This is a genomic window from uncultured Mycobacterium sp., assembly GCF_964249325.1.
Classification (GTDB): Bacteria; Actinomycetota; Actinomycetes; order Mycobacteriales; family Mycobacteriaceae; genus Mycobacterium.
Window position 1 is genome coordinate 1 of sequence record NZ_CAXUCH010000108.1, and the last position, 14,067, is coordinate 14,067.

A 14,067-nucleotide genomic window follows, 5' to 3' on the forward strand; every position below is an offset into this window, starting at 1 on the left:
AGCGCGGGTCATCGACGAGTACCTGCCCACGCCGCTCACCGAGGGCGAGCTGGCCGACGTCGTCGACACCGCGCTCGCTCAGGTGGCCGAGCAACTGGGGGAGCGACCTGGCATCAAGCAGATGGGTCTGGTGATGAAGGCGGCCACCGCGATCGCTGCGGGCAAGGCCGACGGCGCCCGGCTGGCCGCGGCGGTCAAAGAGCGGCTCTAGCGCGCCGACGATGCGGGTCTAGCCGTTTGCGTCCGTCGCACCGGGGTACCCGTGTGCGTATGGCCCGATTTGGCTACACGTTGATGACGGAGCAGAGCGGCCCCAAAGACCTTGTACAGTATGCGCTTTCGGCCGAGGAGCGGGGTTTCGACTTCGAGGTCTGCAGTGACCACTTCTCGCCGTGGCTGGCGTCGCAAGGACACGCGCCCAACGCCTGGACCGTGCTAGGTGCGGTCGCACACGCCACCGAACGTGTCGACCTGTACACGTACGTCACCTGTCCCACGATTCGGTATCACCCGGCGATCGTCGCCCAGCAGGCGGCGACCCTGCAGATCCTCGCCGACGGGCGGTTCACCCTCGGCCTGGGCAGCGGCGAGAACCTCAACGAGCACGTCGTCGGCAAGGGCTGGCCGACAGTTCTGCGCCGGCAGGAGATGCTGCTGGAGGCTATTCAGATCATTCGCGCACTGCTGTCCGGCGTGATGGTCAACTGGCGCGGCGACTATTACCAAGTGGACTCGGCGCGGCTGTGGGATCTGCCCGAGGTGCCGGTCGGCATCGGCGTGGCGATGGGCGGCAAGAAAGCTATCGAGAAACTTGCCACTCATGCCGAGCATCTGATCGCGGTGGAGCCCAACGGTGAACTCGTCGACGAGTGGCATGCAGCGCGGCGGTCGACTGGTTTGGCTGGAGGCGGTCGCGTGGTCGGCCAGATACCGGTGTGCTGGGACCCGGACCGCGACGCCGCCGTGCAACGCGCCCACGACCAGTTCCGCTGGTTCGGCGGCGGCTGGAACGTCAACGCCGACCTGCCGACGACGGCAGGTTTTGCCGGCGCGACACAGTTCGTGCGTCCCGAGGACGTCGCGCAGAGCATCCCCTGCGGGCCCGACCTGGACGCGATCGTCGACGCGGTGCGGCCCTACTGGGAAGCGGGCTTTACCGACGTCGCCCTGGTCCAGATCGGCGGCGAATCTCAAGACCTGTTCCTCAAGGAGGCCGCCGAACCGTTGCTGCAAGCACTGCGAGCTGCATCCGGCAAGGGTGGTGGCAATGAGTGACAGTCCGTCGGCCCTGGTCAAAGGCCTGGGCGGGGCCAGCCTCGCACTTGGCCTCACCGAGGTGTTGGCGCCGGGCAAGGTCGCCGCGCTTGCGGGGGTGGAGGACAGCGGCCCTGTTCGCCCGGTGATACGCGTGCTGGGTGTGCGCGAGTGCGGCCACGCCGCCGCGCTGCTGTTCGGGCCCAGCAAGCTGGTGTGGACGAGGGTGGCCGGCGACGCCTTGGACCTGGCACTGCTGGCGGCCGGGATGGCGACCCGTGGTCGCGGTCGGCGCGGTCGCGGCGTGTTTTCGGCCCTTGCTCTGGCCGGGATCGCCGGCGCCGATCTCTACGCCGCGCTGCGCACCACCGGCAACGGCAGCTCCGGCCGGCACGGCAACGCGCCGCGTCATCGCATACTGCGTGCCGCGGTCACGGTGTGGCGCTCGCCGGAGGAGGTCTACCGCTTTTGGCGGGACCTGGAGAACCTGCCCACGTTCATGTACCACCTGAAGTCGGTTACCGTGGACGCCGACGATCGCTCACATTGGGTGGCCAACGCGCCGATCGGGCAGTCCGTGCAGTGGGATGCGCAGATCACCGACGACGAGCCCGACAAACGCATCGCCTGGCAGTCGCTGCCGGGTGCGGTGGTCGAGAACGGCGGCAGTGTCGAGTTCGCGCCCACTCCGGACGGCTCGGGCACTGAGGTCCGGGTCACCATGAGCTACCACATACCGGGCGGTGTGCTGGGCAAGGCGGCCGCGACAGTGTTCGGCGAGTCACCGGAGCAGCAAGTCAATGACGACCTGCGCCGGTTCAAACAGCTGCTGGAGACCGGTCAGGTCATGCGGTCGGACGGTTCGCCGGAAGGCGCCGCCGCCGTCCGGCAGATGCATCAGCGGACCGCGCAGCCACACGGAGCCCAACGATGAAGGCCACGGTGTGGGCCGGGCGCAACAGCGTTGAGGTGCATACGGTTCCTGACCCGAAGATCCTCAACGACCGCGACGCGATCGTGCGGATCACCTCGACCGCGATCTGCGGTTCCGACCTGCACATCTACGACGGTTACATCCCCACCGTCAAGCGCGGCGACGTGCTGGGCCATGAGTTCATGGGTGAGGTCGTCGAGGTGGGCAAGGCGGTGACGAACCTGGCCGTCGGCGACCGGGTGGTGGTGCCGTTTCCGATCGCGTGCGGGGCCTGCTCGGCCTGCGAACGTGAACTGTATTCGCTGTGTGAGAATTCCAACCCCAACGCCGGCATCGTCGAGAAGCTGATGGGTCATTCGCCGGCCGGGCTGTTCGGCTACTCGCACATGATGGGCGGGTTCGCCGGCGGCCAAGCCGAATACGCGCGAGTGCCGTTCGCCGACCTCGGGCCGTTGAAGATCGAAGACGACCTCACCGACGAACAGGTGCTATTCCTCTCGGACATCCTGCCCACCGGCTACATGGGCGCCGAGATGTGCAGCATCCGCCCGGGCGACGTCGTCGCCGTTTGGGGAGCGGGTCCGGTGGGCCTGTTTTCGGTCGTGAGCGCCTATCTGCTCGGCGCGTCGAAAGTCATCGCGATCGACCGGGTGCCCTACCGGCTGGCGCTGGCGGAGGAAAAGGGCGCTGTGCCGGTCAACTTCGCCGAAACGTCGGTGCTCGAGGCGCTGGCCGACATCACTGCGGGGCGCGGACCGGATCATTGCATCGACGCGGCCGGCATGGAGGCCCGCAACAGCTCGACCGTGATCGACGCTTACGACCGGGTCAAGCAGGCGGCGCGGCTGGAAACCGAACGGCCACACGCGTTGCGGGAAGCGATCATGAGCTGCCGCAACGGCGGCACGATTTCGATCGTCGGGGTGTACGGCGGGCTGATGGACAAGTTTCCGATCGGCGCGGTGATGAACCGGTCGCTGACCATCAAAACCGGTCAATGCCATGTGCAGCACTACATGCGACCGTTGCTGGACCGGATCCGCAACGGCGACATCGACCCGACCTTCGTCATAAGCCATCACTTGTCGCTTGACGACGCACCGCACGGATACGAGATCTTCAAGCACAAACAGGACAACTGCACCAAGGTCATCCTCAAACCCTAAGGAGTACAAGATGTCCCATCACCAGTTGCAGGGCAAGAGAATTGCGTTTCTGGCTGCGGACGGCGTGGAGAAAGTCGAATACGAGCAACCGCGCGCGGCGCTGGAAGACGCGGGCGCACAAACCGAGTTGCTGTCGTTGAAAACCGGTGAAATCCAAGCGCGCAAACACGATTTGGAGCCCGCTGGAACGTTCCCTGTCGACCGCGCGGTATCCGATGCATCGGTGGACGAGTTCGACGCTTTAGTGCTGCCCGGCGGCACAGTGAATCCGGACAAGCTGCGCATGGACAGTAAGGCTGTTGCGTTCGTGCGCGATTTCGTTGGCTCAGGAAAGCCGGTCGCTGCAATCTGCCACGGCCCGTGGACGCTGGTGGAAGCCGGTGTGGCGGCCGGACGAACATTGACGTCGTATCAGAGCATCCGAACCGATCTGCGCAACGCCGGTGCCAATGTTGTCGACGAGGAAGTCGTCGTCGACGGCAATGTGATCACCAGCCGCTCACCGCAGGATCTGGAGGCGTTCTGCTCGACGATTGTCGACAAATTTGCGCACGCGCCGACCGGCGCCTAAATGCCGGCGGTCGGTTTTAACGCTCCGGTTTGCGGGCATAGTCACGCGAGAAGCCGTGACCGCCGCGGCGACGTGTCGAAAGGCCCCTGTGACCACTATTTACGCCGCCCCCGGCGATCCGCTGACCGCCGAAGGGGTGTATCCGCCGCAACACGACTCGCTTCTGCTCATCGACACGATGGAACGCAGCGCGCTGGTGCCCGGTCGGCGAGTGCTCGACCTGTGCACTGGCACCGGTGTGGTTGCTATCGCGGCAGCTGAACTGGGTGCGGCCAGCGTCACCGCGTTCGACATCTGCCCGCGTGCGGTGCGGTGTTCTCGGGGGAACGCCGTGCACGCCGGTGTCGACGTCGACGTTCGCCAAGGGTCGTGGACAGGGGCGCTGGGCTATCCGCCGTTTGACGTGATCGTGTCCAATCCGCCCTATGTCCCCACTCCGCCCGTCGATGACAGCGACAAGATCGCTTCGGCTGCCGGCCCGTCGTGGGCGTGGAATGCCGGTCCGGATGGGCGGCTGGTGCTGGATCCGCTGTGCGAATCGGCGTCGGATCTGTTGTGCGACGGCGGTTCCCTGCTGTTGGTTCAGTCGGTGATCGCCGATGCCCAACGTTCGCTGGACATGTTGCGGTCGAACGGATTGAGCGTTGAAGTCGTTGCCTCGCAGTGGATTCCGTTTGGTCCGGTGCTTTCGGCACGGGCCGGCTGGCTCGAGCAGACTGGCCGGGTGCCGCGTGGCCGCCGGAAAGAGGAATTGGTCGTCATCCGCGCGGACAAGCCATGACCGCCGCGAAATCCACTGTGGTGCGGATTATTCGGAATGGTCCGCTGCTGATTTCCGGACCGGTGCGCATCGAGATGCCCGATGGCGGCGTCGTGGAATCCGATCGGTTCATGGTGGCGGTTTGCACCTGCCGACGCAGCAAGGACTATCCGCTGTGCGATACCAGTCACCGGCAATGCCGGCGCGTGGCGTCAACGCAGCGGTCGTCGTAGCGACGTCTGACCGGCCTTCCAGGCCGCAATCATGGTGTCGGCCAAGCGGTCTTCTACCGCGGCGTAGGCGCGCATCCCGAACACCACGTCGCGGTCAAGGCGCGGATCCCGGGCCACCAGGTCGCCCACCACGTCGATGCGCACCACTTGTTCGTGCACTGCGTCGGCCTCGACATGCTCGCGGTAGAACCTGACGCATTCGTCCGGCGCGCCGAGCCGCTGCAAAGCCGCTACCAGTCGCCGTGATCCCGGCGGCGAGGTGATCTCTGTGGCCGCGAAGTGCCCGATGGCCGCTCCGCGCAGCCAACGGTGCAGCCCGAACATCGACATCAGGTTCACCACCGCCAGCGTCTCGGCTGGAACCGCGTCGAGATAGCCCAGATACGTCGAATCCAGCCCGGCGGCCTCCATCAAGTCTGCGAAGAGCTGCTGGTGCAGGTGCGCACCGCGCCCAGCGCCGTACTCGTCGAACTCCACCGCGACGAACGACGCTTTGGCTTGCCCGGTGAGCCGGGGAATGGCCCATGCGTGCGGGTCGCCCTCCTTGAGGTGATACAGCGAGCGATGCACGAAATATTCACGCATCTGCTCCCAGGTTCCGGTGTCACGCAGGTAATAGGAGGGGCCGTCGCCGTTGACGGGTTCCATTGAGAGTGCATCCATTTCGGCGACGGCGGTGTGGTCGGGTTCGATCGGGCCGACGTCGCGACGCACTCCGGCCAGGAAGGCCCGCTCGAGTTCGGCGCGCAGGTGCAGCAGTGCCGGGCTCCACTCCCAGGTGGGGTCGACGCCGGCGAAGCCCCGGTAGTGCAGCTCGTAGCACATGTACAGCGCCAGCTGCAGGTCAAGGCCGTACGGGTCCGAATCACTAACCGAGGCCCCGATCCGCGTGAGCTGCTCACGAGGAGCCGGTTCGGTCAGACAGCGGCGAACGGCCATCGACAGCGGTCCGTGCGCAGCCGGGAGCCGCGGTTCAATTGCTGCCAAAGTCACGCGGGTGTGTACCCGTAATTCGCCGTCGGTCAAACGAGGCGATCTACGGCAGCTCGGTGTGCATCAACATCACGTCGTATGCGGACCACAGCGACAAATTGAAGTACAGGTCTTTGCCCGTCGTCCAGGGGTGGAGCATCGGCGCATAGATGCCGCCGGGCATCTGGAACGACGATACGAGCACTTGCTCGGGACTCCATGGTCCTTGGGGGGCGGGCGCAGTTCTTGCGACGACGTCGTTGCTGCCACCGTTGGTGTACAGCACCACGTATTGCTTGAGGTAGTTGTTGTATTGGGCCGACATTTCGCCGACCGGTCCTGGGAAAATCGGCGTGGCCGCCCCTGGATCGTTCGGGACCCATGCGTTGTGGTCGCCGTTCCAGTACTGGTACTTGGTGACGTCCGGCAGAAGGTTCGGTGGGACTCGGGACAGAAATGCCGGTCCGCCGCGTCCGGACGGGGTCCCGAACGAGTAGATGTAACCGTCGGCGCCCCGCATGAATGCGCCCATCTGGAAATTCTCGTTTCCGGGAACGTAGCGGGCTCCGGGGACGGTGTCGGGACCGGACGCGCGGACAGTACCCGGGTAGATGCCCCAGTTCTGCCCGTTGTCCGGGGACATCGCGATTGCCGAGTAGTTCGTCGACCATTCGCCGTCGCGGCCCCACTGCTTGATGGACATGAAGTTCATGTATTGGGTTCTGCCGATCGAGATGCCGGCGGTCGGGATCATTCCCTCCTGCTGCGCCCATTTCATGCCGGGAATGACCTGCTTGGAAAAGTTCGCTTGCTGTACCGGTGAGCCCGAGTATTTATCGTTAGGAACGCCAGGCGGCACAGTGATTCCGTCGGCGAGATTCCGGTCGCTGCTGCGAAACAGCACGTTATACCGCCATTGCTGGCCCTGCAGGCGGCAATAGCCGAATGTGTCGCCGAATGCCATGAGCACTTGACGGGCACCGGGATCACCGTTGTCCCAAAGGATTCCGAGGTCGGTTCCGGAGATGCCGAAACGTTCGAGCGTCTTGTTGGGGCCGTTCGGTCCAGTCACCCACTCGACCAGCGAGGTCGGAGCACCCGCGATGGAGGCGGGAGGCTCCGGGGGAGCTGGGGCTGCAGCGTCCGGATTCATCTGCGCCGCATTCGGGGGCTGTTGGTTACCGGCGCCGGGCGGGTTTGGCCCAGGAGGTATTACCGCCGCTTGCTGGCGCACCGGTGCTCTTGGGTGGAGCAAAGAAGAAATGAGCGGGCCTAATTTGGGTAGCGGCGCACGTTCGTTGGCGCCGCGGGGCCGACGCCCAGTCGGTGGGCGAACGACCGGCGCGGGCGGTGGCGTCGCTGGTGTTGCGGCAGGAGGGTCGACGTTCGCTTCAGGCGCGCTGCAGGGCAGCGCGGTCGCTGCTGGTGCAGCGCCTACCGCAACAACGAGTCCAATCGCGACCGCCGATACCGACAAGATTCGAGGGACCGGCGACACGTCACACCTTTCAGCGGGGCAGGACGTCCCAATTGACGTCAGCTGGCAGCTGATGTGACGATAGTGATAGCTGTGGTTTTTGTGACCGCTGATGCGTCAAACGGTACGGATCCGTGACCGTGTCGCAACCGCGGATTTCGCCCGGCGTCAGCCATACTCCCGCGCGTTGTCCAACGCTGACGTCATATGCCAGCCGGTTTGTCGGCGGTTCGCGCTAGCATTCGCTCATGCGTTCGAGTAGCCGTGAGCAGATCGTCGAGGCGTTTGACGCGCTCGACGTGGCGTTGGACGCGGTGCTGGAGTTGAGCTTTGACGCGTTGACCACTCCGGAGCGATTTGGGTTGCTGGAGCGCTGTGAGCGGGTGCGGCGCCGGCTCCCGGCCGTCGAGCATCCATTGATCAATGCGCTCGGGCGTCAGGCTAGCGCCGAAGAACTCGGCGGCAAGTTTGCGCACGCGTTGGCCGAGTGGGTGTTGGTGAGCCGCGCCGAGGCGGCCCGGCGCATTCGCCAAGCCGCCGACCTAGGGCCGCGTCAGGGGCTTACTGGCGAGCCGCTGCCGCCGGTGTTGGCGACCACCGCCGCCGCCCAACGCGCTGGCAAGATCGGTGCGCAGCATGTGGCGGTGATTCGCCGGTTTTGCCAGCAGCTGCCGGGCTGGGTCGATGAGCCCACCCGCGAGCGCGCCGAGGCCCACTTGGCCCGCCAGGGCTCCCAATTTCGGCCCGACCAGCTGGCCAAGCTCGCCGATAAGCTCGCCGACTGCATTAACCCCGACGGCAACTTCAGCGATGAGGATCGGGCCCGGCGCCGCGGGCTGAGCCTGGGTCAGCAAGACATCGACGGGATGAGCCCGATTCGGGGCTGGCTGACGCCAGAAGCCCGCGCCACCGTCGAGGCGGTGCTGGCCAAGCTGGCCGCCCCCGGCATGTGCAACCCCGCCGAGCAGGCGCCGTGTGTCGACGGCGCGCCCAGCCAGCAAGCCATCGACGGCGACACCCGCTCGCCGGCGCAGCGCAACCATGATGCGCTCAATGCTGGGCTGCGGGCGCTGTTGGCCAGCGGAAAACTCGGCCAACACAACGGGTTACCCGCATCGATCATCGTGACTACCACGCTGGCCGAGCTGAAGGCCCGCGCCGGCACGGGACTTACCGGCGGGGGGTCGCTGCTGCCGATGAGCGATGTGCTTCGCCTGGCTAGTCACGCCCACCACTATTTGGCGATCTTCGACAAAGGCAAAGCGCTGGCGTTGTATCACACCAAACGGTTGGCCTCACCCGCGCAGCGAATTGTGTTGTATGCCAAGGACCGTGGTTGTTCGGCGCCCGGCTGCACGGTGCCCGCCTACTTCACCGAGGTCCACCACGTCACCGACTACGCCAAATGCCGGACTACCGATGTCAACGACTTGACCCTGGCCTGCGGCGCCAACCACCGCATCGTCCAACCCGGCGGCTGGCAAACCCGCAAACGCCAAGACGGCCTCACCGAATGGATCCCGCCACCACACCTGGACCGCGGCCAGCCGCGGGTAAACTTCTTCCACCATCCGGAGAAACTCCTGCGCGACGGAGAAGACGACGATGAAGACGATGATGTGGCGTAGCTATTGAAATAGCTTGCGGGGCAACGTCCTACGACCGGCCAATCTTACTCAGGTGCGGCTCTTTTCGCGGTGGGGCAAGAACTCCTGCGCCTTGACCTTGATGCCTTCCTTCATGATGCCGAACGCATCCTCGTCGCCTTTGAGCACCGACATCGCGGCGGCCTTCATCTGATCGAAGGTAGCGTGCGGCGGCACCGGTGGGATGTTCGGATCGCAGTGCACGTCGAGCACAGTGGGACGGTCAGCGCGCAGCGCCTGATCCCACGCCGATGCGATCTGGTCGGGATCGGTCAACGTCGCCGAACCCAGGCCCAAGCTCGCGGCGAAGGCAGCGAAATCGACGCTCGGAAGAGTCTGCGACTCAGGGAATTTCGGCGCTCCTGCCATCGCCCGCATCTCCCAGGTCACTTGGTTGAGGTCATTGTTGTGCAGAACAGCGACCACCAACCGAGGATCGGCCCACTCCTTCCAGTAGTGCGCGATCGTGATCAACTCGGCCATCCCGTTCATCTGCATCGCGCCGTCGCCGGCGAACACGATCACCGGGCGGTCGGGATTGGCGAACTTGCCGCCGATGCCGTAAGGCACGCCGGGGCCCATCGTGGCGAGATTTCCCGACAGCGAACCGCGCATGTCGCCGCGGAATCGCAGTTGCCGCGCATACCAGTTGGCCGCCGAGCCTGAGTCCGCGGTGACGATCGCGTTGTCGGGCAGCTTCGGCGACAGCTCGGCGAACAGCTTCATCGGGTTGATCGGATCGGCGGCAACGTCGGCTTCCATCGCCATGGTTTCCCACCAACGCTGCACGTTCTTTTCGATGGTTTCCCGCCAGGAACGGTCGGACTTGCGCTGGATCAGCGGTATCAGTGCGCGCAGCGTCGCGGCGGCGTCGCCGACGAGGTTGACCTCGTTGGGGTAGCGCATCCCGATCAACGCCGGATCGATGTCGATCTGCACGCCGCGCGCTTGGCCGAATGGTGGCAGGAACTGGGTGTAGGGGAAACTCGAGCCGACGGTGAGCAGGGTGTCGCAGTCGCGCATCATCTCATAGCTGGGGCGGGTGCCCAGTAGCCCGATTGCGCCGGTTACCCATGGCAGTTCGTCGGAGAGCACGTCCTTGCCCAGCAGTGGCTTGGCGACGCCGGCGCCGAGTAGGTCGGCGATCTCGGTGACTTCCTCAATGGCGCCGCGGGCACCGCAGCCCACGAGCATCGCGACGCGTTCTCCCGCGTTGAGTACGTCGGCGGCCCGCTGCAGCCCCGTCTTCGATGGCTCGACGTCGGGCCACTCGAACCCGAGACTGGAGGGCACATATTTGAATTCGTGCGGCGGCGGCGAGTATTCGAGCTCCTGCACGTCGGCGGGGATGATCACGGCTGTCGGTGCGCGTCTGGTCAGCGCGGTACGGATGGCGCGGTCCAGCACATTGGGTAGCTGCTCGGGCACCGTCACCATCTGGATGTAGTCGCTGGCCACGTCCTTGTAGAGGCTCATCAAGTCGACTTCTTGCTGATAGGAGCCGCCCATGGCGCTGCGGTTGGTCTGCCCGACGATCGCGAGCACCGGTACCCGGTCAAGCTTCGCGTCATACAGCCCGTTGAGTAGATGGATCGCTCCAGGACCGGACGTCGCGGCGCACACCCCGATCCGGTTGCTGAACTTCGCGTAACCGACTGCCTCGAACGCGCACATTTCTTCGTGGCGGGCCTGCACGAACTTCGGTTTGTTGTCGGCGCGGCCCCAGGCAGCCAGCAGGCCGTTGATCCCGTCGCCCGCGTAGGCGAATACCTTCTCGACTCCCCAGTCGCGCAGCCGTTCCAACACGTAGTCGGCAACCAGAGCGCTTGCCATCGCGCACCTCTTCCCAAGTCGCAGCTGGACATCCAGGAGAGGTATTACCCACCAGTTGGTGGTCTTAGACCGCGAGTCGCGAACGATGGCGACCAGAGAGATTGCACCGTCCGGCCTTGCGCGCCAGTACTACAGTTCGCCGCCGGACTACACTCTGCGCATGGCCGCGTCATGGGCCTGGCGGCACCCTACCCTGGTGGATCTCGCCGAACGCCAGGAGGCGATTGCCGACTGGGAGGCGATGGATCGGGGCGGGCGACGGCTGGCCCGTCAGCTCAGTGTGACGTGCTTCGCGCTCGGCGTCGTCGCAGGCATCACGGCCGCGTTGGTCCCTCAGGTGACGGTTGCGGCGGCAATGTCGACCGGCGCGCTATTGATGACGTCGGTTTGGTGTGCCCGCATCTGGTGGGGCGACCCGCCGTTGCACGATCCGCACCCGCAGGCCTTGGTGGCGTTCACGGCTGAGGAGAACCGCCGCCTCATGGCATCCCAACCACCGGAACCATTTAGGGCGGTTTCTGCGTGTCCCGGCTGCGGGGATACCACTGCTCATCTCTTCCGTACACCCGGTGAGGGCGATCCGGCATGGGCGGCAATTATCCGGCGGTGCGCCGTGTGCATGAGGGAATGGGCGCAAGCGTAATCGACCGCGCCAAACTGCCCAGCCGTACTTGGATAGGGCTGTCAGCGTGGCGAGTCGGGGTGGCGGGATTTGAACCCACGGCCTCTTCGTCCCGAACGAAGCGCGCTACCAAGCTGCGCCACACCCCGTATGAAGCCACGACAGCCTATCGCACCGGCCCGTCGGCTGGCCAAACCGCGAATTGAAGTCGGTTCGACGCGGCAGGCGACGGGTACCCAACACCAGTCGGTCGTGCCGCCGTGCGCCAGATCACACCAGGCGGCGGCTGGCGATATGCCCCACAATCGGGCGTGGAACAGAGGGTCTGTCGGCGGTGTTGAGCAGATTAATCAATCGAAGCAGTGTCGACGCGAGGGAAGCGAGAAGGTCATGACCGTCTTGGGCGCCGTGGTATTCGGTGGCTTGCTCGGGCTTGCCGTGCTGTGGTTGCTAATGACGGCACCGGAGAGCGAAGTCGACGACGTATGGGATCACTCCCAGCAGCCGGAGCGCTCGAACTCGGACAGCGTCGCCGCGGGCTCAGTCGGGTCCAGGCCCTGAGCGGTAACCCACTCGTCGCAGAAGTAAGTGTCGGTATAGCGGTCACCGCTGTCAGCGAGCAGGGTGATCACCGAACCACTGCGTCCCTTGGCGACCATCTCAGCAAGTAGACCAAAAGCGCCCCACAGGTTGGTCCCCGTCGACGCGCCGACACGGCGGCCCAAAACCGCGCTGGCATGGCGGGCGGCCGCGATCGACGCGGCATCCGGTACGGACACCATCCGATCCACCACTCCCGGCAAAAACGACGGCTCAACGCGCGGGCGGCCGATCCCTTCAATGCGCGACGAGCCGGTGACCACGGCGTCATAGCGGCATTCGGCGTAGGCAGGAAAGAACGCGGAATTCTCCGGGTCGACGACGCACAGTCGGGTGGTGTGGCGCCGGTAGCGGATGTAGCGGCCGATCGTCGCGCTGGTGCCTCCGGTGCCCGCCCCGACCACGATCCATTCCGGGACGGGGTGTTTCTCCTCCCCCCATCTGGACATAGATCGACTCGGCGATGTTGTTGTTGCCCCGCCAGTCGGTCGCGCGCTCGGCATTGGTGAACTGGTCCAGATAATGACCGCCGGTGTAATTGGCGACGGATTCCGCCTCGGCATGGATCTGGCCGGCATGCTCGACGAAATGGCAACGTCCACCTTGTGATTCGATCAGGGCCACTTTGGCAGCGCTGGTCGACGCCGGCATCACCGCGACGAACGGCAAGCCAAGCAGCGCGGCGAAGTATGCCTCTGACACCGCCGTGGAACCCGACGACGCCTCGACCACTGTGGTGTTCTCGTCGATCCACCCGTTGCACAGCGCGTACAGGAACAGCGACCGCGCCAGCCGGTGTTTGAGGCTGCCGGTGATGTGCGTGGTCTCGTCTTTGAGATAAAGCTCGACATCCACCTCGCCGGCCCAGGCCGTCGGCAGCGGATACCGCAGCAGGTGCGTATCGGCACTACGACGGGCGTCGGCCTCGATCAGCCGAATTGCATTATCGGTCCAGCCGCGTGACCCGCCGCGGACCGCGACGCGAGTCTGTTGCGTCAATGCACCGAAGCGGTTGGCTGGGAGCGGCCGCGCGTGCGACTCGAGTCCCGGCCGCCCGTCGGCGTCGCAATCAAGGTCAGCAGCGTGGCTTCCGGCCGGCAGCAGAACCGCAGCGGCGCATACGGCGAGGTGCCGATCCCTGCGGACACATGCAGCCGCATGCCCGCACCCCAGCGCGACGGCCCCTTCACCCGGGACCGGTCCAGACCACAGTTGGTGACGACGGCCCCGTAGAACGGCAGGCACACCTGCCCGCCGTGAGTGTGCCCAGCCATCACCAGCTGGTAGCCGTCGGCGGCGAAGCGGTCCAAGACCCGCGGCTCGGGCGAATGAGTCAGCCCCAGCCGCAGGTTCGCCGCGGGGCTGGCCGGACCGGCGATAGTGTCGTAGCGGTCGCGATCGATGTGCGGGTCGTCGACCCCGGCGGCCGCAATGTGTAGGCCGGCCACCTCGAACTCGCGGCGGTTATGGGTGAGGTCGAGCCAGCCGCGTTCGGTGAACGCCGCCCGCAAGTCCTGCCAGGGCAACGGTTCCCCGTGAGCTCGGTGGCCCGGCTTCGTCAGGTAGTTCAGCGGGTTCTTCGGCCGCGGCCCGAAGTAGTCGTTGCTGCCGAAGACAAAGACGCCCGGCACGGACAGCAGGTCGCCGAGGGTTTGGACGACGGCGGGTACCGCCTTGGGGTGCGCCAAGTTGTCGCCGGTGTTGACGACCAGATCAGGCTCCCAGGCGGCCAGTTCACGCAGCCACGCCTGTTTGCGGCGCTGGTGGGGCCGCATGTGGATGTCGCTGATGTGCAGTACCCGCAGCGGCGACGAGCCCGGCGTCAACACCGGCATGGTCAGCTCACGCAGCACAAACGCGTTGCGCTCGATGATCGATCCGTAACCGACGCCGGCGACGGCCGAGCCGAGCGCGACGGCACCGGTAGTTTTCCAAGCGGCAGGCATGCAGGCAGCCTACAGTTGGCAGCGCGCCGAGCGCCCCGCGAACGCTATGGCGG

The 14,067-nt window shown here is 65.6% G+C and carries 13 protein-coding genes, 1 tRNA gene and 1 pseudogene; 9 read left to right on the forward strand and 6 right to left on the reverse strand.

Features of this window, described 5'->3' with window-relative positions:
• The 7 genes from ACFE99_RS14475 to ACFE99_RS14505 all read left to right on the forward strand — a co-directional run.
• Positions 1-211, forward strand: a 211-nt coding sequence (locus tag ACFE99_RS14475) for a GatB/YqeY domain-containing protein (RefSeq protein WP_375486401.1), incomplete at its 5' end; no start/stop codon positions are given.
• A gap of 59 nt (positions 212-270) precedes the next feature.
• Positions 271-1,275 carry an LLM class F420-dependent oxidoreductase gene (locus tag ACFE99_RS14480; RefSeq protein ID WP_375486403.1) on the forward strand — a complete coding sequence of 335 codons (1,005 nt, stop codon included), beginning with the start codon at positions 271-273 and terminating at the stop codon, positions 1,273-1,275.
• Positions 1,268-2,188 carry an SRPBCC family protein gene (locus tag ACFE99_RS14485; RefSeq protein WP_375486405.1) on the forward strand — a complete coding sequence of 307 codons (921 nt, stop codon included), beginning with the start codon at positions 1,268-1,270 and terminating at the stop codon, positions 2,186-2,188. Before ACFE99_RS14480 ends, ACFE99_RS14485 begins: the two co-directional genes overlap by 8 nt.
• Positions 2,185-3,354: a zinc-dependent alcohol dehydrogenase gene (locus ACFE99_RS14490; protein WP_375486407.1), complete on the forward strand. Its 1,170-nt coding sequence runs from the start codon at positions 2,185-2,187 to the stop codon at positions 3,352-3,354. Before ACFE99_RS14485 ends, ACFE99_RS14490 begins: the two co-directional genes overlap by 4 nt.
• 10 nt (positions 3,355-3,364) lie before the next feature.
• The gene (locus ACFE99_RS14495; protein ID WP_375486409.1) at positions 3,365-3,925 is read left to right on the forward strand and encodes a type 1 glutamine amidotransferase domain-containing protein; all 561 of its coding nucleotides are present in this window, start codon (positions 3,365-3,367) and stop codon (positions 3,923-3,925) included.
• A gap of 88 nt (positions 3,926-4,013) precedes the next feature.
• Positions 4,014-4,706, forward strand: a complete 693-nt coding sequence (locus tag ACFE99_RS14500; RefSeq protein ID WP_375486411.1) for a HemK2/MTQ2 family protein methyltransferase — start codon at positions 4,014-4,016, stop codon at positions 4,704-4,706.
• The gene (locus ACFE99_RS14505) at positions 4,703-4,918 is read left to right on the forward strand and encodes a CDGSH iron-sulfur domain-containing protein (RefSeq protein WP_375486413.1); all 216 of its coding nucleotides are present in this window, start codon (positions 4,703-4,705) and stop codon (positions 4,916-4,918) included. The genes ACFE99_RS14500 and ACFE99_RS14505 overlap by 4 nt, the downstream gene beginning before the upstream one ends.
• On the opposite strand, the gene ACFE99_RS14510 is transcribed toward ACFE99_RS14505, so the two are convergent.
• Together ACFE99_RS14510 and ACFE99_RS14515 are read right to left on the reverse strand one after the other, a co-directional pair.
• Complete coding sequence (locus ACFE99_RS14510) at positions 4,898-5,857, reverse strand: iron-containing redox enzyme family protein (protein ID WP_375486415.1); 960 nt, start codon at positions 5,855-5,857, stop codon at positions 4,898-4,900. The two genes, ACFE99_RS14505 and ACFE99_RS14510, sit on opposite strands and share 21 nt — an antisense overlap.
• Positions 5,858-5,954: 97 nt before the next feature.
• The gene (locus tag ACFE99_RS14515; protein WP_375486417.1) at positions 5,955-7,388 is read right to left on the reverse strand and encodes a DUF4185 domain-containing protein; all 1,434 of its coding nucleotides are present in this window, start codon (positions 7,386-7,388) and stop codon (positions 5,955-5,957) included.
• Positions 7,389-7,615: 227 nt separating this feature from the next.
• Here ACFE99_RS14515 and ACFE99_RS14520 point away from each other — a divergent pair, with 227 nt between their 5' ends.
• Positions 7,616-8,995 (forward strand): HNH endonuclease signature motif containing protein, encoded by a 1,380-nt coding sequence (locus ACFE99_RS14520; RefSeq protein WP_375486419.1) that lies wholly within the window; start codon positions 7,616-7,618, stop codon positions 8,993-8,995.
• A gap of 48 nt (positions 8,996-9,043) precedes the next feature.
• On the opposite strand, the gene ACFE99_RS14525 is transcribed toward ACFE99_RS14520, so the two are convergent.
• Entirely contained in the window at positions 9,044-10,846 is a 1,803-nt protein-coding gene (locus tag ACFE99_RS14525; protein WP_375486421.1) for a thiamine pyrophosphate-requiring protein, read from the reverse strand.
• 160 nt (positions 10,847-11,006) lie between these two features.
• Here ACFE99_RS14525 and ACFE99_RS14530 point away from each other — a divergent pair, with 160 nt between their 5' ends.
• Positions 11,007-11,489: a hypothetical protein gene (locus ACFE99_RS14530; protein WP_375486423.1), complete on the forward strand. Its 483-nt coding sequence runs from the start codon at positions 11,007-11,009 to the stop codon at positions 11,487-11,489.
• A 54-nt stretch (positions 11,490-11,543) separates the two neighbouring features.
• On the opposite strand, the gene ACFE99_RS14535 is transcribed toward ACFE99_RS14530, so the two are convergent.
• From ACFE99_RS14535 to ACFE99_RS14545, 3 genes and pseudogenes are all read right to left on the reverse strand, one after another.
• A tRNA-Pro gene (locus tag ACFE99_RS14535) sits at positions 11,544-11,617 on the reverse strand.
• Between the two features lie 342 nt (positions 11,618-11,959).
• Positions 11,960-13,067: pseudogene (locus tag ACFE99_RS14540) on the reverse strand (PLP-dependent cysteine synthase family protein).
• Positions 13,064-14,014: a metallophosphoesterase gene (locus ACFE99_RS14545; RefSeq protein WP_375486425.1), complete on the reverse strand. Its 951-nt coding sequence runs from the start codon at positions 14,012-14,014 to the stop codon at positions 13,064-13,066. Before ACFE99_RS14545 ends, ACFE99_RS14540 begins: the two are co-directional and overlap by 4 nt.
• Between the last annotated feature and the right edge of the window lie 53 nt (positions 14,015-14,067).